Annotated in this window: 24 protein-coding genes and 1 pseudogene; 14 read left to right on the forward strand and 11 right to left on the reverse strand. The window is 74.2% G+C overall.

Annotation, left to right across the window (positions count from 1 at the left end):
- Nucleotides 1–5: 5 nt before the first annotated feature.
- Nucleotides 6–1,220 (reverse strand): PP2C family protein-serine/threonine phosphatase, encoded by a 1,215-nt coding sequence (locus PV364_RS00860; protein ID WP_319657581.1) that lies wholly within the window; start codon nucleotides 1,218–1,220, stop codon nucleotides 6–8.
- Between the two features lie 442 nt (nucleotides 1,221–1,662).
- Here PV364_RS00860 and PV364_RS00865 point away from each other — a divergent pair, with 442 nt between their 5' ends.
- The 4 genes and pseudogenes from PV364_RS00865 to lexA all read left to right on the forward strand — a co-directional run bounded on the left by PV364_RS00865 (nucleotide 1,663) and on the right by lexA (nucleotide 5,356).
- On the forward strand, nucleotides 1,663–2,058 hold the full coding sequence (locus tag PV364_RS00865; protein ID WP_319657582.1) for a DUF2267 domain-containing protein: 396 nt from the start codon (nucleotides 1,663–1,665) through the stop codon (nucleotides 2,056–2,058).
- A gap of 188 nt (nucleotides 2,059–2,246) precedes the next feature.
- Complete coding sequence (locus PV364_RS00870) at nucleotides 2,247–3,371, forward strand: MFS transporter (protein WP_319657846.1); 1,125 nt, start codon at nucleotides 2,247–2,249, stop codon at nucleotides 3,369–3,371.
- A 120-nt stretch (nucleotides 3,372–3,491) separates the two neighbouring features.
- Nucleotides 3,492–4,506, forward strand: a pseudogene (locus tag PV364_RS00875) (questin oxidase family protein).
- Nucleotides 4,507–4,672: 166 nt separating this feature from the next.
- On the forward strand, nucleotides 4,673–5,356 hold the full coding sequence (gene lexA / locus PV364_RS00880) for a transcriptional repressor LexA (RefSeq protein WP_319657583.1): 684 nt from the start codon (nucleotides 4,673–4,675) through the stop codon (nucleotides 5,354–5,356).
- A gap of 13 nt (nucleotides 5,357–5,369) precedes the next feature.
- On the opposite strand, the gene PV364_RS00885 is transcribed toward lexA, so the two are convergent.
- A complete protein-coding gene (locus PV364_RS00885; protein ID WP_319657584.1) occupies nucleotides 5,370–6,173 on the reverse strand; it encodes a DUF427 domain-containing protein in 804 nt (267 codons plus the stop codon).
- Nucleotides 6,174–6,360: 187 nt separating this feature from the next.
- Here PV364_RS00885 and PV364_RS00890 point away from each other — a divergent pair, with 187 nt between their 5' ends.
- A complete protein-coding gene (locus PV364_RS00890) occupies nucleotides 6,361–7,188 on the forward strand; it encodes an aldo/keto reductase (RefSeq protein ID WP_319657585.1) in 828 nt (275 codons plus the stop codon).
- A 479-nt stretch (nucleotides 7,189–7,667) separates the two neighbouring features.
- On the opposite strand, the gene PV364_RS00895 is transcribed toward PV364_RS00890, so the two are convergent.
- Nucleotides 7,668–8,414, reverse strand: a complete 747-nt coding sequence (locus PV364_RS00895; RefSeq protein WP_319657586.1) for a PP2C family protein-serine/threonine phosphatase — start codon at nucleotides 8,412–8,414, stop codon at nucleotides 7,668–7,670.
- A 774-nt stretch (nucleotides 8,415–9,188) separates the two neighbouring features.
- On the opposite strand from PV364_RS00895, the gene PV364_RS00900 reads away from it, so the two are divergent.
- Nucleotides 9,189–10,730 (forward strand): GMC family oxidoreductase, encoded by a 1,542-nt coding sequence (locus PV364_RS00900; protein WP_319657587.1) that lies wholly within the window; start codon nucleotides 9,189–9,191, stop codon nucleotides 10,728–10,730.
- A 55-nt stretch (nucleotides 10,731–10,785) separates the two neighbouring features.
- On the forward strand, nucleotides 10,786–11,376 hold the full coding sequence (gene aroQ / locus PV364_RS00905) for a gamma subclass chorismate mutase AroQ (RefSeq protein WP_319657588.1): 591 nt from the start codon (nucleotides 10,786–10,788) through the stop codon (nucleotides 11,374–11,376).
- 36 nt (nucleotides 11,377–11,412) lie between these two features.
- On the opposite strand, the gene PV364_RS00910 is transcribed toward aroQ, so the two are convergent.
- Nucleotides 11,413–11,997, reverse strand: a complete 585-nt coding sequence (locus PV364_RS00910) for a TetR/AcrR family transcriptional regulator (protein ID WP_319657589.1) — start codon at nucleotides 11,995–11,997, stop codon at nucleotides 11,413–11,415.
- Nucleotides 11,998–12,080: 83 nt separating this feature from the next.
- Complete coding sequence (locus PV364_RS00915; RefSeq protein WP_319657590.1) at nucleotides 12,081–12,551, reverse strand: lipocalin-like domain-containing protein; 471 nt, start codon at nucleotides 12,549–12,551, stop codon at nucleotides 12,081–12,083.
- Nucleotides 12,552–12,725: 174 nt separating this feature from the next.
- Between PV364_RS00915 and PV364_RS00920 the strand changes: the two genes are divergently transcribed.
- The 4 genes from PV364_RS00920 to PV364_RS00935 all read left to right on the forward strand — a co-directional run bounded on the left by PV364_RS00920 (nucleotide 12,726) and on the right by PV364_RS00935 (nucleotide 16,663).
- Nucleotides 12,726–13,364, forward strand: coding sequence for an isochorismatase family cysteine hydrolase (locus PV364_RS00920; protein WP_319657591.1), 639 nt, complete (start codon nucleotides 12,726–12,728; stop codon nucleotides 13,362–13,364).
- The gene (locus PV364_RS00925) at nucleotides 13,357–14,943 is read left to right on the forward strand and encodes an aldehyde dehydrogenase (NADP(+)) (protein ID WP_319657592.1); all 1,587 of its coding nucleotides are present in this window, start codon (nucleotides 13,357–13,359) and stop codon (nucleotides 14,941–14,943) included. The genes PV364_RS00920 and PV364_RS00925 overlap by 8 nt, the downstream gene beginning before the upstream one ends.
- A 98-nt stretch (nucleotides 14,944–15,041) precedes the next feature.
- Nucleotides 15,042–15,806 carry a MerR family transcriptional regulator gene (locus PV364_RS00930; RefSeq protein WP_319657593.1) on the forward strand — a complete coding sequence of 255 codons (765 nt, stop codon included), beginning with the start codon at nucleotides 15,042–15,044 and terminating at the stop codon, nucleotides 15,804–15,806.
- 113 nt (nucleotides 15,807–15,919) lie between these two features.
- Nucleotides 15,920–16,663: a hypothetical protein gene (locus tag PV364_RS00935; RefSeq protein ID WP_319657594.1), complete on the forward strand. Its 744-nt coding sequence runs from the start codon at nucleotides 15,920–15,922 to the stop codon at nucleotides 16,661–16,663.
- Here the strand turns inward: PV364_RS00935 and PV364_RS00940 are convergent.
- The 5 genes from PV364_RS00940 to PV364_RS00960 form a co-directional block, all read right to left on the reverse strand.
- A complete protein-coding gene (locus tag PV364_RS00940; protein ID WP_319657595.1) occupies nucleotides 16,653–17,273 on the reverse strand; it encodes a hypothetical protein in 621 nt (206 codons plus the stop codon). The genes PV364_RS00935 and PV364_RS00940 overlap by 11 nt on opposite strands.
- A gap of 104 nt (nucleotides 17,274–17,377) precedes the next feature.
- Nucleotides 17,378–17,569, reverse strand: coding sequence for a HEAT repeat domain-containing protein (locus PV364_RS00945; protein WP_319657596.1), 192 nt, complete (start codon nucleotides 17,567–17,569; stop codon nucleotides 17,378–17,380).
- A 217-nt stretch (nucleotides 17,570–17,786) separates the two neighbouring features.
- Nucleotides 17,787–18,179, reverse strand: a complete 393-nt coding sequence (locus tag PV364_RS00950; RefSeq protein WP_319657597.1) for a hypothetical protein — start codon at nucleotides 18,177–18,179, stop codon at nucleotides 17,787–17,789.
- A gap of 84 nt (nucleotides 18,180–18,263) precedes the next feature.
- Entirely contained in the window at nucleotides 18,264–18,857 is a 594-nt protein-coding gene (locus PV364_RS00955; RefSeq protein WP_319657598.1) for a DinB family protein, read from the reverse strand.
- Between the two features lie 35 nt (nucleotides 18,858–18,892).
- A complete protein-coding gene (locus PV364_RS00960; RefSeq protein ID WP_319657599.1) occupies nucleotides 18,893–19,723 on the reverse strand; it encodes a helix-turn-helix transcriptional regulator in 831 nt (276 codons plus the stop codon).
- A gap of 285 nt (nucleotides 19,724–20,008) precedes the next feature.
- Between PV364_RS00960 and PV364_RS00965 the strand changes: the two genes are divergently transcribed.
- Nucleotides 20,009–20,308: a hypothetical protein gene (locus tag PV364_RS00965; RefSeq protein WP_319657601.1), complete on the forward strand. Its 300-nt coding sequence runs from the start codon at nucleotides 20,009–20,011 to the stop codon at nucleotides 20,306–20,308.
- Between the two features lie 136 nt (nucleotides 20,309–20,444).
- The gene (locus tag PV364_RS00970) at nucleotides 20,445–21,191 is read left to right on the forward strand and encodes an SDR family oxidoreductase (protein ID WP_319657602.1); all 747 of its coding nucleotides are present in this window, start codon (nucleotides 20,445–20,447) and stop codon (nucleotides 21,189–21,191) included.
- A gap of 7 nt (nucleotides 21,192–21,198) precedes the next feature.
- Here the strand turns inward: PV364_RS00970 and PV364_RS00975 are convergent, their stop codons facing one another.
- Entirely contained in the window at nucleotides 21,199–21,807 is a 609-nt protein-coding gene (locus tag PV364_RS00975) for an HD domain-containing protein (protein WP_319657603.1), read from the reverse strand.
- Between the two features lie 402 nt (nucleotides 21,808–22,209).
- Here PV364_RS00975 and PV364_RS00980 point away from each other — a divergent pair, with 402 nt between their 5' ends.
- Nucleotides 22,210–23,958, forward strand: coding sequence for a SpoIIE family protein phosphatase (locus tag PV364_RS00980; protein ID WP_319657604.1), 1,749 nt, complete (start codon nucleotides 22,210–22,212; stop codon nucleotides 23,956–23,958).
- Nucleotides 23,959–23,992: the final 34 nt, after the last annotated feature.

Here is a 23,992-nt window from a genome sequence, read left to right on the forward strand (position 1 = left end):
CGGGCTCAGAGACGGACGACGACCACGGCGGTGTCGTCGGTGGAGGCGCTGAGGGTCATGAGCCCGTCCGCGAGGTCCTCGACGTCGTCTTCGTGGTGGCGGGTCAGGCGCTCGGAGAGCCGGGCGAGGCCCTGGTCGATGTCCTCGCCACGGCGCTCGACGAGTCCGTCGGTGTAGAGGACGAGAACGGCGCCCTCGGGGTAGGCGCGTGTCGCCTGCGGACGGAGGGTGTGCTCGGGCGCGGCCCCCAGGGGCGGGTCGGTGGCCCGGTCCAGGAAGTCCACGGTCCCGTCCGGATCGACCAGCGCCGGAGGCGGATGGCCGGCGCTGCTGTAGACGAGGCGGCGCTCGGCCCATTCCACGACGATCTGCACCGCGGTCGTGGACACCGCGCCCTCGACGCAGCGCGCGTACAGGTCGAGGCCGTCCAGCGCCGCCGCGGGCCCGTCCACGACACGGACCGCGGCGCTCAGCGCGCTGCGCAACTGCCCCATGACACCGGCCGCCGTCAGGCCGTGGCCGACGACGTCACCGACCGCGAGGGCGTACTTCCCGCCCGGCAGCCGTGCCACGTCGTACCAGTCGCCGCAGACGTTGAGGCTGTTCTCCGCCGGACGGTAGCGCACGGCGAAGGCGTGCCGGCCGAGCGGCTGGAGCGCCGGCATCATCGCCTGCTGGAGGGCGAGCGCCACGTGCCGCTCCTGGGCGTTGGCGCGCCGCAGCCGTTCGTTGACCTGCTGCAACTGGCGGGAACGGGAGTACAGCTCCAGTTCGATCTGCCGGTGGCGCTCGTCCGTGGCGGGGCCGCCGTCACGGATCAGATCGGTGATCTCCGCCAGGCGGTGCACGATCAGCGCCACCTCGCCGTCCGCGTCCAGGACGGGGGCGTTGACCGGGCTCCAGTACCGCTGTGTGTACACACCAGGGCGGTCGGGTTCCTCCACGTCGTGGCGGTAGGGGCCGGCGACGTCCTGCGCGCCGGTCTCCAGCACCCGCCGCAGCGACGCGCGCAGGGCCTTGAGCCCGCCTCCTTCCGGATCGCCGGGGTTGTCGGGGTAGACGTCGAAGACGTACCTGCCGACCAGCTGGTCCCGGCCGCGGCCGAGCAGGTCCCGGTACGCCGCGTTCGCGTCCAGGATCACGAGCCCCGGGGTGAGCAGCAGCAGCGCGCTGGGCGACGCCTCGAAGACGGCCGCGTAGTCGGTGTCCACGGCACTCACCCGGCCTCCCGCGCACGACACGGTGGCCGGGGATCCTTCCCGGCCCCGCTTTCTCAGTATGCGCGCCCGGCCCCGGGACGCCCCGTGGGTGGACGGCGCCGGCCCCGTCGTAGTCCGTTCGGGTGAACTGTGCCGAGGGCCAGGAGACACCCGCCGATACGGCAATTGCCAAGGGCGCGGACGCCGGTGCCGCCCGTGTCGGCTGACATCCCGCCGTTCGACACCGGTTTGTAACGCGGCGTTACCCGCCCGTGCCGTGTGCGGGGAACGATGGGGGGACGAGGCCGTCGCGTGACGTTTTTCCACCGAATGCGGCAAGGCCGTCATACTCGCCGGGATCGGGGGTAGACGCGCGCCGGACGGCCGGACACCGGCCCACGATCGACCGCCGCGGAGGTTCCTGATGTTCCCCCAGCCTCAAACGGGACGGCCCGCTGTGGCCATGACGTTCCACCAGATGCTGGAACGGGTGCGCTACGACGGCGCCCACCCCACGCTGGACCGGGCAGAGGACGCCGTACGCACCGTGCTCGCCGCGCTCGGCCGGCAGGTGACCGGTGAAGAACGCGTCGACCTGGCCGCCTGCCTGCCCGTCGAGGCCGCCCTCGTCCTCACCGCCGAGATCCCCGCGACCGTTCCGCTCCCCGGGGACGGCTTCGTCCGCGACCTGGCGGAACGCACCGGCGGCACGCCCGCGACCGCGCGGTGGAACGCCTGCACCGTGCTCGCCGTCGTCGCCCGGCTGGCCGGGGCCGCCCTGGTCACCCGCATCCTCGAACAGCTCCCCGACGGCTACGCCTTGCTGTTCGGCCGGACCGAGCTCGCCCCGGCGGCCTGACCGCGCTCGCCGGCGCCGCGTCCCGCGACGTCGCCGCCGCCCCGCCCGGCACGACGACCGGCGCGCCCGCGGCCCACGGGCGGCCGGGCGGGGCGCGCGGCTAGATTGGTGGCGTGATCACGCAAGTCGCCGGGGCACGTCGTGGGCGGGGCTCGTACGTCGCGGCCGCGGGGGTGTTCGCGGTCGGCATGGCGGGGACCACGCTGCCCACGCCGCTGTACGGGCTCTACCGGGAGCGGATCGGGTTCTCCGAGCTGGTCGTCACGGTGGTCTTCGCGGTCTACGCCATCGGCGTCATCGCCGCGCTCCTGATCGCCGGCGACTTCTCGGACATCCTGGGCCGGCGGCCCGTGCTGCTGTCCGCGCTGGGGCTGTCGCTGCTGAGCGCGGTGTGCTTCCTGTTCCAGAACGGGCTGCCGCTGCTGTTCGCCGGACGGCTGCTCTCGGGATTCTCCGCCGGGCTGCTCAGTGGCTGCGCCACGGCCGCCGTCCTGGAGTTGGCGCCTCCCGCCCGGCGGGCCCGCGCGGCCTTCGCGGCCACCGCCGCGAACATGGGCGGCCTGGGGTGCGGGCCGCTCCTGTCGGGGATCCTCGCCGAGTACGCGCCGTGGCCGCTCCGGCTGCCCTTCCTCGTGCACATCGCCCTCCTGCTGGCCGCCTTGGCCGTCACGAGCGCGCTGCCCGAGACAGTGGCGCGTCGCACTCCGCGACCCCGGCTGCGCCCGCAGGGCATGGTCGTTCCGCCGCAGGCGCGTGCGGCATTCGTACCGGCCGCGCTGGCCGCGTTCGCGGGCTTCTCCATGCTCGGACTGTTCACCGCGGTGGCGCCGAGCTTCCTGGAGCAGACGCTGGGCGAGCACAACCTGGCCGTCATCGCGGCGGTCGTCTTCTCCGTGTTCGGCGCCTCCACCGCCGGGCAACTGCTGACGGGCCTGTGGGGCGCGCGGCGCACGCTGCCTGCGGGATGCCTGGTGCTGACCGCGGGGATGGCCGTCGTGGCGTCCTCGCTGTGGACCGAGTCCCTGCCGGTGCTCGTGGTCGGCGCCATGGTGGCCGGCCTGGGCCAGGGCATGTCCTTCCGGGCCGGCCTCGCCGGGGTGAGCGCGGCCGCTCCGGACGAGCACCGGGGCGCGACGATCTCGGCCTTCTTCGTGGTGGCCTATGTCGGAATCTCGGTGCCCGTGGTCGGAGTCGGCGCCCTCGCCGTCGCTCTGGGTCTGCGGGACGCGGGCATGCTCTTCTCGCTGTACGTGGTCCTGATGTCGGCCGCCGTGGGCCTCTTCCTGCTGCGCAGGTCGTCGCGCAGCGCCTGACGAGGCCACAACGCCGCCCGGCCGCCGTCCACTTGTGCGGCGGCCCCTCGGGGCGGGGTCCTCGGACCTAGGACCTGCGCCGGTTACGCCGCGCGGGCGCACGCCGTAGCGTCTCCGTCCGTGGACGGGACAGGAATACTCGACGAAGCACTCGAACGGCTGCACCGCACCGGGCCCGAGCGCCTGGGACGGCTCAGCAACCACGCGCCGATGGCGGTCGAGGCACTGGCCGCGCACGGACAGGCGGGCGGTGTGCACCGCTGGCTCGACCGGTACTCCGCGAAGTTGGAGGAATTCCCCTCCGGGACGGCACCCGTGACGGCCGCCGACTGGCGGGAGGCCCTGGGCGACCCGCACCGGCTGGCCGACTGGATCGCCTTCTTCGGGCGGGAGGTCGCCGAACGCCCGTGGCGGGACGTGCTCGGCCAGTGGTGGCCGCGCCTGCTGCCCGGGATGTACGGCGGGTCGACGCATCCGGTGATCCGGGTCGGGCACGCCGTGCGGACGCTGCTCGGAGGGGTGGAGACCGCGCCGCGGCTCGGCGAACTCGCCCACGGCCTGGGCTACTGGGCCGCACGCCACCGGCCCGTCACGGGTCTCGGAGTGCTGCCCGTCCGGGCGGACACCGCGGACGGCGCGAACAGCGCCGACACCGCCCACACGGCCCTGGACGCGGTGCTTCCCCGACCGGCTGGCCCGCGTGACGGCCGTGCCCGTGTGGGCCGACGACGTCCGCGACCCGCACGTCGCGCGGCAGCGGCTCGCCGAACTCGTGCGCGCCGCCACCCACCGGTACGCCACCCACGGGCACGGCGAGGAGACGATGCTCGTCCACGCGGCCACCGCGCCCAACGCCGTCCTGCGGACCCTGCCCGCGCTGCCCGCGACCCTGTGGCTGCCGAGCCTGCGCGCCGCCTGGGTGGCCTCGGCGGCGGTGACCGCGATGTACGCGCCCGACGCACCCGTCCCGTGGTCCCCGCCCGGCGGCATCGCGCCGCAGGAGATCGTGCGGCTGGCCCTGGTCCACGGGGACGAGCACGTCATCAAGCTCACCGACACCGCGATGGACGTCGGCGACGAGCGGGCCATGGCGGCCGCCCTGCGCTGCGTCGAGCTGAGGGAGCCGCTGTCGTGACCCCGGTGCCGGACCCCGTGGCGGGCCGTACCGGGCCGTGTGCGGCCGTGTCGTGGCGTCCCGTGCCGCCGCCCGGGGGCAAATCCCCGCACCCCGTTCCGTCCCGGCAGGTCAGCGGGGTACGGTGGCACAACGGTCAAGATCGGCACACGTGGGAGGAACCGGCATGGACGCGACCAGCGGAGCGGGGCCTGGCCGCCCGCCCGGCGACAGAGTGCGCCCGGACGGCCTGACCACCCGCCAGGCCCGCATCGTCGAGGCCGTCCTTCAGTCGGTGGCCCAGCGCGGCTACCCGCCGTCGATGCGGGAGATCGGCCAGGCCGTGGGGCTCGCGAGCACCTCGTCCGTCGCCCACCAGGTGGGCGCGCTGCAGCGCAAGGGCGTGCTGGAGCAGGACCCGCACCGCCCGCGGGCGTACCGGGTGCGGTCCGCCTCCCCCGAGGTACGCGACGGCACGGAACCCGCGGAGCTGCCCGAGGCGGCGTACGTGCCGGTGGTCGGGCGGATCGCCGCGGGCGCGCCGATCCTGGCCGAGGAGGTCGTCGAGGACGTCTTCGCCCTGCCGCGGGAAGTGGTCGGCGAGGGCGAGCTGTTCGCGCTGGAGGTGGCGGGCGACTCGATGCTCGGCGCCGCGATCTGCGACGGCGACTGGGTGACCGTACGGCGGCAGCCGACCGCGGAGAACGGCGACATCGTCGCCGCGATGCTCGACGGCGAGGCGACCGTCAAACGCCTCAAGCAGGAGGGCGGCCATGTCTGGCTGCTCCCCGAGAATCCCGCGTACGAGCCGATCCCCGGGGAGGACGCGACGATCCTGGGCAAGGTCGTCGCCGTGCTGCGGACCTTGTGAAGCGCCCGCCCGTTCAAGCCTCGTGGGCGCGCTTCCAGGCGTCGCGCGAGACCGGGACGGGCCGCGGCACGAGGGAGCCGTCGACGTAGAGGTCGACGTGCTCGTTGTAGAAGGCGACCATCCCGGCGATCGACGCCACCTGCGGCGTGGGGAAGTCGTAGGCCCAGGCGACGTCGGTGTGGGTGGCGGTCGGCGAGGTGAACGACCAGTACCCCGTGGTCGTGCCCTTGTAGGGGCAGGCCGTCACGGTGGCCGTGGGGCGCAGCCCGGTCCAGTCGACGTAGGGGCGTTCCACGTAGTAGCGGGTCGGCAGGCCGGTCTCGAACAGGAGCACCGCGTGCGGCGCGTCCGCCAGGACCACGCCGTCGACCTCCACGCGGACGCTGCTGGAGGACCGCAGGGCGTCGACGCGGGTGTAGGGGCTGCGCGGGTGCACGAAGACCTGCTCGTCCTCCTCGTACCAGGCGTCGATCGCGTCCCAGCGGAAGCGGGCGGTGCCGAGCAGCCGTTCGGGGGCTCCCTCCTCCCACACCCACGCGGCCCCTTCGCGGACCTGTGCCCCGGCGCGGAGCGCGTGCCGTCGCGCGGGCCCGGGGCTGAGCTTTCCGGTGCGGCCCTCGTCGGTCAGGGCGCCCTCGGTGACGTCCCGCAACGGGATGCTGTACTGCGGGTAGCCGGGCCACTCCCACACGTACAGCGCACGCGTGGTGTCGAGGACCGTCCGGCCGTCGACCGTGCCGCGGATGCGCCGCGGGACCGGCTCCACGTGTCCGACCGGGACGATGAGCCCCGGGTGGTTCGCTCGCGCTTCCGACATGGACGTCCTCCTCGGCCGGTCGTGCCTCTCTCCCAGCATGGGCCGCGGACCGCGATGCCGCCGCACGCGCCCCGGCGTCGAGTTGCATCAGCCCGTCGGCGGTGGTGGCCTGAGGGTGGCAGGGCGCGCACGGGCGGGGCGCCGGCGGCCGGTGTGCCGTACTCGACGCGGGAACGGGGGCAGGGACATGCGGACCGTTCGGTTCCCCTGCCGGGACGTCCCGGCGCTCGGGCAGGGCACCTGGTACCTGGGGGACGACCCGGACCGCCGGGACGAGGAGATCGCCGCACTGCGGCTGGGCCTGGACCTGGGCATGACGCTGGTGGACACGGCGGAGATGTACGGCGACGGCGCCGCCGAGGAACTGGTCGGGCAGGCCATCGCCGGACGCCGCGAGGAGGTCTTCCTGGTCGGCAAGGTGCTGCCCTCCCACGCCGACCGCCGCGGCACCGTCGCGGCCTGCGAGGCGAGTCTGCGCCGGCTCGGCACGGACGTCCTGGACCTGTACCTGCTGCACTGGCGCGGCCGCCGTCCCCTGGCCGAGACCGTCGCCGGCTTCGCCGACCTGATGTCCGCGGGCAAGATCCGCTCCTGGGGCGTGAGCAACCTCGGCGTCGGCGACATGACCGAACTGGCCGAACTGCCCGGCGGCGACGCGGTCTCGGCCGACCAGGTGCTCTACAACCTCGCGCGCCGCGGTATCGAAGCGGACCTGCTCCCTTGGTGCCGGCGCGGCGGAGTGGCCGTCATGGCCTACTCCCCGCTCGAGCAGGGCCGGTTGCTGCGGTCCGCGCCGCTGCGCGCCGTCGCCCGTGAACTGGGCGCCACACCCGCCCAGGTGGCGCTGGCCTGGCTGCTGGAACAGGACGTCGCGGTCATTCCCCGAACCGGCCGTCCGGCACACGTCCGGGACAACCGGGCCGCCGCGGACCTGCGGCTGCCCGAGGACGTGCTCGCCCTGCTGGACGAGGCGTTCCCGCCGCCGAGCGGGCCCGTACCGCTGGAAGTCCTCTGAGGCCGCGGCCGCAACCCCCGCGGGGAGCGGGCCCGTTCGCCACGGCGGTGGTCGGCCGGTGTCGCCGCCGGTCAGGGACGGGCAGGGGGATCGGCCGCGAGAGTCCTGCCGCCCGCCCCGGCACGCGGAACACCGCCGACCGCCACCACGCGGATGCCGAAGACGCGGTCGTGACCGGTCCATCCGTCGGCGTGGCCGCGACCATTGCTGATCTGCACGCGCTTCCCGGCCGGGTCGAGGACACCACGCGGTGCAGGTACAGCGTCCCCGCGACCCGGGCGAGGACGAAGTCCCCGACCTCCGCTTCGTCGGGTCGACCGGAGCCACGACGCCTGCTGACGACTGCGGGTCAACGGCCCCGGCGAGGAGCCTCCGGGCCGGAACTCCACGGTGGCCCCACCGGCGACCGCGCGGGCAAACCGCGTTCGATGCACCCATGGGACGATCGTGTCGCCTCCGGCCGGGCGACCGGTACCGGTTCACGTACCCCCGGCGGGGGATGGGGCCGCACGTGTGTCACCGGGGATCGGGACACCGGCCGCTGCGGCGGCGAGGTCCTGCCGGTCCGGGGAGGCGCCGAGCCATTCGCAGAACAACACCGTTGCGTCGTCGCGCAGTTCGCCCGCCTGGTGGTCCGCGACGCCGTGCATGAGACGGCACAGGGTCTCCGGGACGGGCAGACGGTCGGCATGGCGCCGGACGAGGAGGTCGACGAGTCCGGTGAGGCCGAACTCGTCCCCCGCGGCCGACCGGGCCTCGGTGATGCCGTCGGTGTACAGCACCAGGCGGTCGCCGGGCTCCAGCCGGGCCCGGCACGCGTCGGGCGCCACGCCCAGGCCCGTGCCCATGGGGTCACCCGGAGCGCAGGCGAGTTCCGCCGCCCAGCGGCCGCCCCTGATGAGCACCGGCGGGTGGTGGCCGCGGTTGACCCACTCCAGGACTCCGGTGCGGGTGTCCGGGCACGCCAGGATGCCCGTGGCGTAACGCGCTCCGTCGAACTGCTCGATGAGCGCCCTCTCGATCTCCTCGGTCGCCCGGACCAGGCCCGCCTGCCGGCGGCGGGCGTTGCGGCCAGCGCCCATCGCGAGTCCCGCGGTCACGCCGGCCGCGGTGTCGTGCCCCATCGCGTCGAAGATCGACAGGTGGACGAGGGGGCCGTCCAGGGCGTAGTCGAAGGCGTCCCCGCCGACCCGGTAGGCCGGCTCCAGCGCCGCGGCGATGACCACCCGGGCCGTCCGCGTACGAGCGCGGCGGCAGTCGCCACTGCATCTCGGCAGCCACGTTCATCGTGTCCGTGCGCACGCGACGGGCGTGCAGATCGCTGGAGTCGCGCTTGGCGACCACGATGAGCGCCACCGCGTCGGCGAGCATCTGCACGTCCTCACGCGTCCGCTCGTCGCCGGCCTCCGTGGTGGCGCGCAGCAGGCCCAGCCGCTCCGTGCCGCCGAGCAGGGGCACCCACCACCGGAATCCGCCGCCGGGGCACGCGGAGGCGGCCGACAGGAGCCTGCCGTACTGGTAGGCCCGGCCGGGGACACTGCCCTCGATCCGCATCTCGGCGCTGGGGTTCCGGTTCCCGGGGCAACCCCGGCCGGTGTCGGCGAGGTTGCGCAGCACGTGCCGCTGGAGGTCGGCGAGATGGACCGCCACGTGGGCGAGCCCCGCGGCCTCCGCGTACTCGGCCGCCTTGGCGGGCAGTTGCTCGAGGGCCATCAAGTGGCTGTCGGCCAGCAGGCCTGCCACCATCCGGCAGGCGCGCCGGTCCCTGTCCTGGAGCCGGTCCCTGTCCGCGGCTGTCACCCCTGCCCCTCACGGCCCGCCCGCGCCGCTCGGCATCGCAGCCTGCCCGCTTTTCTCATGCTACGTGGCCCCTGCGACGCGACCGCGTGCCACAGGAAGGGCACGCACGGTGGTGAGGACGTGCCCTCGGGCAGGTCCGGACCAGGCGACCGGGTTTCGTCCTGGTTCCGACCCGTATACGGTGACGTGGGAGGTCTGCGATGACGGAATACGACCACATCGTCGTCGGCGGGGGAACCGCCGGATGCGTCCTGGCGGCCCGGTTGTCCGAGAACCCCCACGCCCGAGTGCTGCTCCTCGAGGCCGGTCCCGCGCAGGGGCCCGACGCCGTCGCGGAACCCGCGCACTGGATGCACCTGATCGGCGGCGACGTGGACTGGGGACACTCCACCACCCTCGTGGGCCACGACGGCGAACGGACCGTGATCCCCTACCCCCGCGGGAAGACGCTCGGGGGGTCGAGCAGCATCAACGGGATGATCCACCTGCGCGGGCACCCGGCCGGCTACGACGCCTGGGAGGAGGCGGGCGCCACCGGCTGGAACCACCGGAGCCTGCTGCCGTACCTGCGGCGCAGCGAACGCACCGAGGGCCGCGATCCGGAGTACCGCGGCACCCAGGGCCCCATGCGCGTGGCTCCGGCACCCCTCGCGCACCCCCTCTCCGCCGCCTGCCTCGGCGCACTCCAGTCCGCCGGCCACCTCCTCACGACCGACATCAACGGCCGCCATCAACTGGGCGGCGGATGGCTGGACCTCAACATCGTCGACGGCGTACGGCAGAGCGCCGCGGACGGCTACCTGCGGCCCGTGCTGGACCGGGCCAACCTGACCGTGCGCGCCGAGGCGCTCGTCCGCAGGCTCCTGTTCGACCGGGGACGCTGCACGGGTGTCGAGTACGACCGGGAGGGCCGCACCCGACGGGCGTCCGCCGGCGAGGTCGTGCTCGCCGCGGGGGCCGTCGGCTCCCCCCAGTTGCTCATGCTGTCCGGGGTCGGACCGGCCGACGACCTGCGGCGCCTGGGCATCGACGTCACGGCGGACTCCCCGGGGGTGGGGGCGAACCTGCACGACCACCCCATCAGCGTCGTCAACTTCCGTGCGGCAAGGACGCTCTCCGCGCCCACCGGCCCCGCTTTCGACGCCGCCGCGACCCTGTGCAGCGACCGCTCGTCGACCGTCCCCGACCTGCAGATCCTCTTCTTCAGCCGGTCGTACGCGCCTCCCCCGCTGACCGCGGCGGAAGGCGGCTTCAGCTTCGTCGTGGGCCTGATGGCACCCGACAGCCGCGGATCGGTACGGCTCTCGGGTCCCGACCCCCGCGACGCCCCCGTCGTCGACCCCGGCCTCCTGACCGAGCGCCCGGACGTCGACCGGCTGGCCGAGGGCATCGAGCTGGCGCGGGACATCGGGCGGCAGCGGTCCCTGGACGCCTGGCGCGGGGAGGAGGCCCTGCCCGGCGGCGACGTGCGGGACCAGGCCGGGCGGCGCGCGTACGTGCGGCACAGTGTGGGCAGCTACTACCACCCCGTGGGCACCTGCCGCATGGGCTCCGACGACCACGCCGTCACCGACCCGCAGCTGAGGGTCCGCGGCGTCGACGGTCTGCGCGTCGCCGACGCCTCCGTCATGCCGTCCATCGTGTCCGCCAATCCCCATGCGACCGTGCTGGCCGTGGCGGAACGGGCGGCCAACCTCATCCGGAACCCGCAACCGCGCGAAGGAGGGACCACCGGGCCATGAGTCCGTTCCTCCGGGAAGGCACCGCCATGACCCGCACCCTCTGGAGCGGGCGTCCGTGAGCGCGCGTGTCGCGGCCCTGGGCCCCGCCGTGGTGGCGGGACTGGTCCTGGCCCTCGTCGCGCCCGGCTCCCCCGACGCGGCCGCGGCCCCGCCCGCCTGGCCCGGGACACTCGTGCGGCTCTACGCCGAGCGGCTGGCGGCGGCGGACACCGTGGCGGCGGCCAAGTGGGGCACGGACCAGCCCGTCGACGATCCGGCCCGCGAGCGCCGGATCCTCGCCGGGGCGGCGGAACGGGCCAGGGCCCTCGGCGTGAGCCCGGCGCTCGCCATGCGGGTCCTCGCCGATCAGATCGAGGCGGGCAAGCTGGTGCAGCGCGGTCTGTACGGGTTCTGGGCACGCCATCCCGCGCAGCGCCCCCGCACGCGGCCCGATCTGGCCCGGACGGTCCGGCCGCGACTGGACCGCGTCGACGCCGAACTGCTGCGCGCTTTCGTGACCGCCGGACCCGGTCCCGCCGGTGAGCGGTGCGCGACCCTGATGGCCCGCGCCGCTGCCGCCCGGGCGGCAGCGGACCGGCTGGACGCGCTGCACCGGCTGGGCCTGGCGCGCGCCTGGGAGCACACCTGCGCGGGCGCCGCCGGCTGACCGTGCGGCCCGGCCCGGGCGGGATGCCCGGGTCGGTCAGACCGCCGTCGCGGCCGGGTGCTTGAGCCGCTCCGCGACCGTCCTCAGGAGTTCGTCGGAGAACTGCGGGTCCGCGACCGCCCGCGACATCAGGATGGCGCCGACCATGGCGCTCAGCGTGAGCATCGCGTCGGCCCGGGTCTCCTCGGGGTCGTCGCCCTGCGCGGCCTCGCCGATCAGCTCCAGGTAGCCGTGCACCTGCTTCTCGTACGCCTCCTTCATCTCCACCACGCCGCGGCCCGCCGCGGCGCCGAGGGTCACCAGGGCGCAGCCTGTACCGGGGGCGTCACGGTGGCGGGTGCTGAGATAGGCGTCGATCAGGCCGGTGCGCGGCTCCTCGGGGTCGCGGCGCGCGGCATCGGCCATTTTGGCCTCGCCGTCCTCCAGGGCCAGGGTCGCGGCCTGGACCATCAGTTCGTCGCGGGACGCGAAGTGCTTGTAGAACCCGCCGTGGGTGAGACCTGCCTCTTTCATCAGGTCCGCGACACCCGGGGCGGTCATGCCCTCCTCGCGGATACGACGGGCGGCGATCCGGAGGACGCGCTCGCGCGATTCCGCCTTGGCTGCCTGGGAGTGACCCATCTGAAGACCTCCCGTATGTCGTTCAGGCTGCACCGGTCAAGCGTGGATGATGGGCATCATACACCCCGGGTGCGGGCCGGGGCTCAGGCAGGGGCGCCGCCGCTGCCCGGCACGCGCTCCCAGACGAGGACGCCGTCGCGCAGCGCACCCCAGATGGGAGCGGGCTCACGCAGCGCCAGACGGAGCCTCGGACCCTCCCAGCCGACGGCCCTGACCTGGGGGACGCCCACCCAGTTGGGGAAGAGACTGAGCTCCACGTGATGGACCACGACATCGTCCTCGGGCACGTCATAGGTCCCTCCGTAGGCCAGGTAGCCGAGGGCCGCCGCCGACAGCTCCTCGGGCCGGCCCCGCTCCAGGCGCCCCTCGCGAAAGGCGGGGCGGCCCGGGCGCATGATCTGGGCCGACATGTGACCGCTGGGGGTGTACACGATCAGCCCTTGGGGCCGGGACCCGAAGGGCTCGACGACGTCGCCGTCGTCGACCGCGGTCGCCTTGTAGGACACCAGGCGCCATGCGCCGATCAGGGCCTTGCGCAGTTCCTCGGGATTCATGTCGTTCCTCCTCGGTCGGCCGACCCGCTCGGCCCTCGGGCGACTCGGGTGCAATGTGGATGATGGACATCATACAGAATTGCGCTCCCGGCACCCCGAGCTTGACGATCTGGATGACGCGAGTAATCCTGACTGTGGATGACAGAGATCCTCCACAATTTTGGAGTCACGCCCATGACCACCCCGTACGCCCCCACCCGCACCGCCGTCCTCCTCGTCGACCCCTACAACGACTTCCTCGCCGACGGCGGCAAGGTCTGGCCCCTCCTGGAACCCGTGGCCACCGAGGTCGGCCTGCTGGACAACCTCCGCGCCGTCGTCGCCGCCGGCCGCCGGGCGGAGCTTCCGGTCTTCTTCGTCCCGCACCGCCGCTGGCAGGAGGGCGACTACGAGGACTGGGACCACCCCAACCCCACCCAGCGGATCGTGCAGGAACGCCGCACCTTCGCGCTGGGGACCTGGGGCGGGGAGTTCCACCCTGACTTCCGGCCCGCGGAAGGTGACGTCGTCGTCCAGGAGCACTGGGCGCAGAGCGGCTTCGCCAACACCGATCTGGACTTCCGGCTCAAGCAGCGCGGTATCACCCATGTCGTCGTGATCGGCCTGCTCGCCAACACCTGCATCGAGTCCACGGGCCGCTACGCCATGGAACTCGGCTACCACGTCACCCTCGTCCGCGACGCCACCGCGGCCTTCCTGCCGGAGATGATGCACGCCGCCCACGAGCTGAACGGCCCCACGTTCGCCCACTCCATCACCACCACCCAGGACCTGGTCCTGGCCCTCGAGGACGGAGCCCACCGACATGGCTGACATGGCACTGACCGGAGACATGCTGATCGGCTCGTCCTCCGTGCCGGCGACCGGCGCGACGATGCGGGCGCTGAACCCCGCGACAGGGCGTGAGATCGAGCCCCCCTTCGCGCTCGGCGGCGCGGCGGAGGTGGACCGTGCCGCGCGGCTGGCCGACGAGGCCTTCGACAGCTACAACCGCACCGGCCTGCGCGAGCGCGCCGCGTTCCTGGAGCTGATCGCGGACCGGCTGGACGCCGTCAACGCCGAACTGGCCGGGCGGACCGCACTGGAGACCGGCCTGCCCGCCGCGCAGCTCTCCGCGGAGGCGACCAAGGCCGCCGGGCAGTTCCGGCAGTTCGCCGAGGTCGTGCGGCAGGGCCGCTTCCGGCACGCCACGGTCGACCCGGCGCAGCCCGACCGGCAGCCGCGGCCGCGCGCGGACCACCGCATGCAGAAGATCGCGATCGGCCCGGTCGCCGTCTTCGGCGCGAGCAACTTCCCCATCTCGTACTCCGTCGCCGGCGGTGACACCGCCTCCGCGCTGGCCGCGGGCGCCCCGGTGATCCTCAAGGCCCACAACGCGCACCCGGGCTCCTCCGAGATCCAGGCCCGTGCCATCCGCGGCGCCGTCGCCGACAGCGGACTGCACGAAGGCGTCTTCTCCATGGTCCGCGGCGCGGGCAACGAGATCGGTGAGGCCCTGGTGGACCACCCGCTGATCAAGGCGGTCACCTTCACCGGCTCCGAGGCCGGCGGCATGGCGCTGTACCGGCGGGCCCAGCTGCGCCCCGAACCGATCCCGGTCTTCGCGGAGATGACCAGCGTCAACCCGACCTTCGTCCTGCCGTCGGCACTCGCCGCCCGCGGCGCCGAGGTCGGCGACGGCTTCGCCGAGCGCATGCTCGTCAACGTCGGCCAGGCGTGCCTGAAGCCGGCCCTCCTGCTCGCGATCGACGGCCCGGGCTACGCCGCGATGCGCGACGCCGCCGTCGCGCGCGTGGGCGCGATGCACGCGCGCACCATGCTGACGCCGGGCATCCACGACGCCTACGAGCGGGGCGGCCGGCGGCTGCGCGACGCCGGTGCCACGACGCTGGTGGAGGGCCCGGAGCCGCAGGGCGCCTGGGAGGGCCGCTCCCAGTTGCTCGAGGTCGACGGCGACCGCTTCCTCGCCGAATCCGGTCTGGCCGAAGAGGTCTTCGGGCCGTCGGCGCTGGTGGTCCGGCTGACGGGCATGGACCAGCTCCTGGAGGTGGCCCGGAGCCTGCGCGGCCAGCTCTCGGCGGCGATGCACATCGACGAGCCCGACCACGCGGCCGCCGCGCGCCTGCTGCCGGTCCTCGAGCGGCGCACCGGCCGGATCGTCGTGAACGCCTTCGCCCATCCGCAGGAGGTCGCTCACGCCACCGTCCACGGCGGCCCGTTCCCGGCCACGACCGACAGCCGCTTCACCTCGGTCGGCATGACCGCGATCGACCGCTTCCTGCGGCCGGTCACCTACCAGGGCTTCCCGGACGCCCTGCTGCCCGAGGCGCTGGGCGCCGGCAACCCCCTGGGCCTGTGGCGGCTGACCGACGGGCAACTGGCCCGCGGCTGACCCCACGACCCTGCGGCGGGGCCCTCCTCCGGGAGGGCCCCGCGGTCGTGTCCCGAGGGCTTGCCCCTCCCGTGGCGGGAGGTCGTAGCGTTGCGGACGTGATCGGGAACGACACCACCGGACTCCGGTGGAGCATCGGCGAGCTGGCCAGGGCCGGCGGCGTCACCGTGCGGACGCTGCACCACTACGACGAGATCGGCCTGGTGCGGGCGAGCGAGCGCACCGCCTCGGGGCACCGCCGCTACACCGAGGGCGACCTGCACCGCCTGTACCGCGTAAGGGCGCTGCGGACGTTGGGCCTGTCCCTGGAGGAGATCGGGGACGTGGTGGACGGCGCGCCGGACGACCTCCCGGCGATGCGCGCGGTGCTGGGCGCCCAGTTGGAGGAGCTGCGACGGCAGGGCGAGCGGATCGGCCGGATCACCCAGCAGGTCCGCGGCCTTCTGCGGCAGTTCGACGGGGAGTCGATTCCCGATCCGGACCAGTTCATGACGACCTTGGAGATGATCTCTGTGCTGGACGGGTACTTCACGCAGGAGCAGCAGGACCAACTGGCGCGGCGCCGGGCGGAGCTCGGCCCGCAGGCCGTCGACGCGGCGCGGACCCGGTGGTCCGGCCTCGTCGAGGAACTGCTCGCCCACGTCGACGCCGGCACCGCGCTGGACGACCCTGGGGTGCGGCGGCTCGTCAGGGAATGGGACGAGCTGGGGTCCGCCTTCCACACCGGCGGGCAGGGCACCGAGGAGGCCGCGCGGCGGATGTGGCAGGACCACGGCACCGACCTCGGCCGGGGGCTGCCCTGGTCCGCGGAGCGGATGGCCGGGCTGGTCGGCTACCTGGAGCGGGCCCGGCGGGCGCACTGAACGGCGATGCCGCGTGTCCGCACGTCGTCGCACGTCGTCGCACGTCGCGGGCGTCCGCCGGCTCCAGGGGTGTCCGCCGCGGCTTTCCGTCGTGACGGGCCCACACTGGCTCCGTGAACGATGAGTTGAGGGCCGTGCACGAGCGGCTGGCGCGGATCGAGGAACTGCTCACGAATGCCCCGGAGGGGACCGCCGGCGAGCCGGCCTGGCGCCGCCGCACGCGAGTGGAGGGGCGGGGGGCGGTGTCGGTTGCCGTACTGGTCGCCATCGTCCTCCAGTTGGTGCTGCCGGACCGCCTGGCCATCCATCCGCGGTGGCTCCTGCCCGGGCTCGAGCTCCTGCTGCTGGTGGCCCTGTTGCCGGCCACCCCGTCCCGCGCCCGGGAGATGGGCCCGCTCCTGCGTGCCGGGGGGCTGTCCCTGGCCTGCGCGGTCAGCGTGGCCAACGGCTGGTCGGCGGTGCGGCTGATCCAGCACCTGGTGCGCGGGACCGAGGAGAGCGACGCGCAAGCGCTGCTGCTGGGCGCGGCGTCCATCTGGATCACCAACATCATCGTCTTCGCGCTGTGGTACTGGGAGTGGGACCGCGGCGGACCGGTCGCCCGTGCCGCGGGAGCCAGCGACACCCCGGACTTCCTCTTCCCGCAGATGCAGAGCCCGGATCCGGTGCACCACGAGTGGGAGCCGGCCTTCGCCGACTACCTGTACGTGTCGTTCACCGACGCGACCGCCTTCAGCCCCACCGACACGATGCCGATGACCCGTTGGGCCAAGCTGCTGATGGCTTTTCAGTCGATCGTGTCGCTGCTGACCCTGGCCCTGGTGGTCGCCCGGTCGGTGAACATCCTCAAGGCGTGAACCGCAGGCGTACGGCTTCGCACCACCGTCGCGGGCCGTGCGCCGCGGCGGGACGGGCGGCGGGAGCAAGGCCCTTGAGGACCGCGGTGGCGACCAGTGCGTACGCGACGTGCGGGACGATGTCGGCGGCCCAGTCCGACGCGGACCAGGTGCGGGGGTCGGTCACGCGCAGCACGGTCATGGGGCCGTTGGTGCCGATCAGGCACAGGACTCCCGCCGTCGCGGTGAGTACGGCGGTGCCCGGCCGCCAGCCGGCGGCGGTGGCCAGTCCCAGCGTGGCGCCCATTCCGACGCCTGCGGCGATACCGGTGAGCGGGCCCAGGCCGGCGATGCGGTTCTCCCGGACGTCGGGCGTCCCGGGGACCGGGACGTGCACCACCTGCGAGAGCCGCTCGACCGTCACCGCAGGGGTGCTGCTGGCGCCCCGGCCCCGTACGACCATGTCCAGGTAGCCGACCGTGTCCAGGGCCGTGCACCCGGCGGCCCCCGCGGCCGCTCCCCGCAGCACGCCGCGCAGGAGCCCGACGGCGGCCGGGACCGCGGCCGCGCCCTGCCGCCCGCACGATCCGTACGTGCGGCGGACGAGGAACAGGGGGCAGGTGACACGCATGTCATCCAGTAGGGCACCGAACGGTGGCGTACGCCACCGGAACCGGGCGGGGGCCGTGGACGTTCCGCACCCGGCCCTCGACCGGGACGGGAGCCGTCCGCGGCTCAATCGTCGTCCGTGACCCCCTCCACGGCCTCGCGGACCTCCGGGTCCGGGTCGTCCGCGAGAGCGCCCAGCAGCTCGGCGACCCCGGGGGTGGTCCAGTGGGCGACCGCCCGCACCAGGTCCTGCCGCACACCGGGGTCGGGGTGCGCGGCAAGTCGGCGCACCTGGGCGAGCGGACCCCGCCGGCGCATCCCGAACCAGTGCAGCGCTTCCCGGAGGACGACCGGGTCACCGGGGTCTCCGGCCGCCGCGACCCGGGCCGGCAGGACAGGGACCGGCGGCGCCGGGCCGTCCAGCGGATGCGGAGCCGTTCCGGCAGGTGCCGCGACCCGTACTCGCCGCGCACCCGGCAGCCGGAACAGGTGCAGGGGCGTGTCCCGTGCGCGCCGGGCCGGTAGCGCCGGCCCGTCACCTGGGGCGCGGTGCGCGTGCGGTGCACTTCGCGCGGGTGGACCGCCCGCGGCACGAACACCTCCAGCCCCGCGGGTCCGGCAGCGCGGCGACCCGCCGCACCGCCTCCACCGCGGTGACGGAGTCCTCCGCACCCCGCGCCCGGTCCGCGGAGTGCCCGACGAGCACCGGCTGGTCGTCGGGCAGGCGGACGTGGACGGCCTCCATTCCTCCCCGGGTCCCGAACCGGGCCGGTCCCCGCAGCCATTGATGGGCGAGGGTGCAGGAGGTCAGCACCGGGAAGCAGTGGACCCCGCGCGCACCACCCCGGCCGCCGCCGCTCGCGCGGATCCCGGACCGGCGGATGCGGGGCGCGTACGCCGCCGAGGTCAGATGCACGAACATCGCCATGCCGGGCAGGGCAGTGCGCCGCGCACGACGACCACGGTGCGGGGCGCCGCCGGAACCGGGCGACGGCCCGCGCCCGTGCACCGGCTACGCCGTGCCCGATGCCTGCCGGGCGATCCGCTCCAGCCGGGCGCGGTGGTCCCGCCACCACTGCTCGTCGCCCTGGGCCATGCTGTCGTTGCCCTCGTTCATTCCCACGGCGCCGTCGATGAGTTCCCGGACGATGTCGGCGTGCCCGGCGTGCCGGTGGGTGTCGGCGATCACCCGCACCAGGACGTGGAGCAGCGTCACCTCGTCGCGGCCCGGCGGCCACCACGGCACCCTGCCGGTCGCGTCCAGGGCCAGCGCGTCCACGGTGGCGTCGGCGTGCGCCCACGCCCGGCGGTAGCCCTCGACGATCCGCTCACGGGACTCGTCGGCGCCGGCCCACATGTCCGCGTTGGCCTCGGCGTCCTCCTCCAGCCACGGCGCGGGCCCGCCGGACGGCCGCCCGAAGGTGTCGCCGAGATAGCCCCGCTCGATGGCGGTCACGTGCTTGACCAGGCCGAGGAGATTGGTGCCGGTCGGTGTCAGCGGCCTGCGGATGTCGTACTCGGAGAGCCCTTCCAGCTTCCACAGCAGGGCGTCACGGGCGAGTTGCAGGTACAGGCGGAGGTCAGCCTTGGGATCCGACGTGGTCATCGCACCAGTCTGCCGTTCCCGCGCCGCCGCGCCGGTCAGTCGGCGCCGGTCATGGAGGCGAGGTACGCGAGGGCCTGCGCACTGCGGCTGCCCGGTTCGGGGCTCCCGACGAGCAGTTGCTGGCCCGGGGCGTCGCGGACGTCGAAGGTCTGGTAGGTGAGTTCCACGCGGCCCGCGTCGGGATGGACGAACACCTTGTAGGCACGGGTGAGGCCCGCGGCCATCTGGTCGTTCCACAGCGCCGCGAACTCCTCCGAGCGGACGAGGAGTTCCGAGACGAGGTCGCCGATGTCGGCGTCGTGCGGGAAGCGGGCGGCGTTCAGGCGCAGCGCGTGCACGGTCGCTCCGGCGACCAGCGGCCATTCCACGAACACCGTGCGGGCCGCGGGGTGGGTGAACAGGATCCTGGGCATGTTGGTCTCCGCCCCGAAGGGGGCCAGGAGTGCGCGGGCGAGCGTGTTCGCGGCCAGGACGTCGAAGGCGGGGCCCAGCACGTAGGCGGCGGCCGAGGGAAAGGAGTCGAGCAGGCGCAGCAGGTCCGGGTGGACCCGGTGCCGGGTGCGGTCGGCGGGATGGCCGGGAACGAGCCCGGCGAGAAGGAAGAGGTGGCCGCGGGCGTCCGGGTTCAGCCGCAGGGCACGCCCGAGGGCCTCGATCACCTGGGCGGAGGGGCGGCGTTCACGGCCCTGCTCCAGACGTGTGTAGTAGTCCGCGCTCACGCCCGTCAGGACGGCGACCTCCTCGCGGCGCAGTCCGGCGACCCGGCGGCGTCCGCCGCCGGCCGGCAGGCCCACGTCGGACGGCTCCAGACGGGACCGCGCGGCCCGCAGAAAGGCGCCCAGGTCGTTGTCGGACGGATCGGGCATACGGCTCATGCTACCGCCGCCGCGATCAACGGCCGGGGGACGGGCCGGGGCGTACGGGTCCATGGCTCTCCTCGGCGGAAGGGCGCGGCGGGCGCCGGCGATGTTCCAGTCTGCCGGGGCGACGGCGTCCGGTGCAGGCCGCCGTGGTCCTGGGTGTGCCGCACCCAGGTACCCCGCACCCGGCCCGGCACGGCCTTCCCGCGTCGCTCCCGCGGGCCGAGCATGACGGGGCGGCGCCGCGTCCGCACCCGCCGCACCCACCCCCTCGCCGAAAGGACCTCCGCCTTGGACCACGTACTGGAGATCACGACCTTCGCCCCGGCGCCCGGCCGCACGGCCGCCGACTTCGTGGCCGCCGGTCAGGACATCGACGCCTACCTGGCCCGCCGGCCGGGGTTCCGGGGGCGGACCGTCGCGGTCCGCGAGGACGGCACCGTCGTCGACATCGTGGCCTGCGACACCACCGGGCAGGCGATGGCCTCGGCCCGCGGGATCACCACGGAGATGGGCGGCTCCCCCGTCCACGCCACCATCGACCAGCGGACCGTCTACTGGCAGGTGGCCCGGGTGGCGCACACGACCTGAGCGCCGCCGATCGGACGGTCAGCCGGTCGACGGACCGCGGCCCCGGCGGGCCGGCCCCGGTCCGCCCCCCGTCTTCCTTCTTCCTCGCCTCCTTCCTGCCTTGCCTCCCTTTCCTTCCATCCGTTCGGAGACCGTCGTGCAGCACCCCACCCCTTCCCCTCGCCCCAAGACCGTCCTGGTGACCGGCGCGTCCAGCGGCATCGGCGAGGCCACCGCCCGCCATCTGGCCGCGGCCGGCCACCACGTCGTCCTCGGTGCCCGGCGTGTGGACCGCCTGGCCCGGCTGGTCGCGGAGCTGACCGCCGCCGGCCACAGCGCCGAGTACACGGAACTGGACGTCACCGACGCGGACAGCGTCAACGCCTTCGTCACCGGCGCGCTCACCCGTCACGGACGCGTGGACGTCCTCGTGAACAACGCGGGCGTGATGGCCCTCTCCCCCGTCGCGGCCCTGCGCGTCGACGAGTGGGACCGGATGATCGACGTCAACCTGCGCGGTGTGCTGCACGGCGTCGCCGCCGTCCTGCCCTCCATGCGCGAGGCCCGGTCGGGGCACGTCATCACCGTCGCCTCGACCGCCGCGCTCCGCGTGGACGCGACCGCCGCCGTGTACTGCGCGACGAAGTACGCGGTACGGGCCCTGTCGGAAGGGTTGCGGCAGGAGAACTCCGACATCCGCGTCACGGTCGTCAGCCCCGGCTTCACCCGTTCCGAACTCACCCTCACCGGTGGTGACCCCGAGGCACAGGGCGCGGCCCGGGCCGCCACGGAGATGATCGGCCTCCCGGCGTCCGCCGTCGCGGAGGCCGTCGGTTACGCGATCGCCCAGCCGGCCGGGGTCGACGTCAACGAGATCGTCGTACGTCCCACCGCGCAGAACTGACGGAGCATCAACTCTGCTCCACCCAGGTGTCTCCGTGGGCCGACGCGAGCGCGCCGAGATCGGGTTCGCCGAACTCGGCGCGCAGGGCGTGGAAGGCGGCGACCTTGTCCTCACCGAACCGGCCGGCCTGTTCCGCGTAGGCGGGGAAGGAGAGGAAGCGCGGCGGCGACGCCTTGGTGTGGAACTTGTCCGCGTACATCACCAGCCTCTCCTCGCGCGTCACCGGCACGTAGTCGGCCGGGGGCAGCGGCAGACCCTGTCGCAGCACGTCGGCCGCGGTGAGGCCGACGCCGGTGTGGCAGGAGCAGAACCGGCACAGCGCCTCGGAAAAGCCCTCGGCGGCGAGGAGTTCGTGGCCGAGGAGGCCGTGGCGCACGTATTTCGCGTGGTCCAGACCGCCGCCGTCGTCGAAGAGCCGGTAGACGCCGATGTCGTGCAGGAGGCATCCCGCGCGCACCAGCTCCTCGTCGACGGCACCGACGCCCGACGCGGGCATCAGCTGTTCGGCGATGCTCCACACGATCTCGCAGTGCGTGAACACCAGGTCGAAGGCTTCGGCGCTGGGCGCGTACTTCTCGTGCAGCGCACGGATCCGCGCCGTGGTGGGGATCGGCATTCCCGGAAGCCTAGGCCCTGTCGTCGCCTTCCCTCCCCCGGCCGTCGGCCCGGGGGAGTCGCCGAACCGTCCGGGTGGCCCCCTGCAAGGACGACTCTCCGCCGGGCGGTCCACCGCACCTGGGGCACTCATCGGCGGCCCGCGGGGCCCGCCCTCCGGGCGGCCGCCCATGTGACGACCGGGCCTGTCTACCCGCCGGCCGGTCGTGAGCCCGGCGGGCCCGCGACCGGCCGGGCAGCCGGGCCAACGGGCGCCGGTGCGGTCGGAGTCGGTCCTGCGACCGGGATCACCGGACCTCGCGGGTGGCGGGAAATCGCCGTTCGCGGTGGGCCCGCCGTGCGGGCGCGTGTGATGCTGGTGAGGCAGGTACGACACGGATTTGCGACCGGACCGAGGAAGGGCATGGCAGCCGCAGCATCCCCGGCAGATGTCCCGCCCGTGATCGGGCCGCACACGCCAGGCGGTACCCCGGCCACGGCGCCGGGCGCCGCCCCGGCCCTCGACCTCGAGAGCGTCCGGGCGTCCGCCCTCGTGGTCGACGACGAGGGGCGGATCGTCGCGGCCAACGCCGGGGCCCGGCGGTTGTTCCGGACGTCCGCGGAGGAACTCGCCGGCCAGGACGCCCACGACCTGCTGCACCGGGACAGCGACGGGCATCCCCTTCCCCGCTCCCGCTGCCGGATGAGGGAAGCGCTCCTCACCGAGACCACCGCGCAGAGCGACCTGGGGTGGTTCGCCCGCGGCGACGGCACGCTGCTCGGCTTGTCCTGGCTCATCACGCCCTGCGCGCTCACGCCGGGGACCACCGGGGCGCTGGTCCTGCTGCACGAGGTACGGCAGCCGGCCACCATGCCACCCGGCGCCGGGACCGCACCCCCGCCGCTGTCCGAACTCGATCGCCTCACGCTGCTGGCGGAGACGACCACCGGGCTCACCTCGACCCTCGACGTCGACGAGGCCCTACGACGGCTGGCGGCGCTCACCGTGCCCCGCCTCGCGGACTGGGCCGTCGTGGACCTGCTGACGGAGGGCGACGAGGTGCGGCGCGCACTGGTCGTGCAGCACGACAACGGCGTGCTCATCGAGCGCACCGATCTGCAGGGGCCCATGCCGCCCGTCCCGCAGGAATCGCCGATGCCGCTGTCGCGCGCGCTGCGCGGCGTCGCGTCGGCCCTGGCGGGCCCCTCGACCTACCAGGGCCCGCCGGATTCCGGTATCGCGGTCGAGCAGCAGCGGCTGTTCACCGCGACGGGCATGCACTCGGCGGCCATCGCGCCCGTCCGCGGGCTCCGGGACGTGCTCGGCGCCCTGACGCTGGGGCGCTCACTGCGACCGGACGCCTTCACCGCGGCCGACCTCCCCCTGCTGGAGGACCTGACCCGCCGGGCCGGTCTGGCCCTGGACAATGCCCGCCTGTACCAGCGGCAGCGCAAGGTGGCCGAGACCATGCAGCGCCATCTGCTGCCGCAGATGCCGACCGTGCCGGGGCTGGAGATGAAGGCGCGCTACGTGCCCGCTCCGGACGCCTCGCAGGTGGGTGGCGACTGGTACGACGCGTTCCCGCTCGCCGACGGGGCGACGGCCCTGGCCATCGGCGACGTCGTCGGTCACGACCTGGAGGCCGCCGGCGGCATGGCACAGCTGCGCAACATGCTGCGTGCTTTCGCCTGGTCGCGACCGGAGAGCCCCAGCGGCGTCGTCACCCAGCTCGACCAGGCCGTCATGCACATCGCCGAGGTCCCCATGGCCACGCTGCTGCTCGCCCGGCTGACCTGCGAGGACGGACTGTGGCGGCTGCACTGGACGAATGCGGGCCACCCGCCGCCCCTGCTGATCACCCACGACGGCCGGACCCGCTACCTCACCGACGCGCACGGCATCCTCCTCGGCACCGGCAGCACCAAGCCGCGCCTCGACGCCGTCGTCACACTGCCGCCCCGGTCCACGCTGATGCTCTACACCGACGGACTCATCGAATCCCCCAGCCATTCGCTGGACCACGGTCTGGACCTGCTCGGCAAACACGCCGCTGCGCTGGCCCGCCGTCCCCTGGACTCCTTCAGCGACACGCTCCTGGAACAGGTCCGCCCCGCGGACAACGACGACGACGTCGCCTTCCTCGCCGTCCGCACGCCCGACGCGGCCCGATGACCGGGCGTGGTGCGAGGGCGATCGAGGCGCCCCC

The organism is Streptomyces sp. MI02-7b (genome assembly GCF_033793585.1).
Taxonomy (GTDB): domain Bacteria; phylum Actinomycetota; class Actinomycetes; order Streptomycetales; family Streptomycetaceae; genus Actinacidiphila.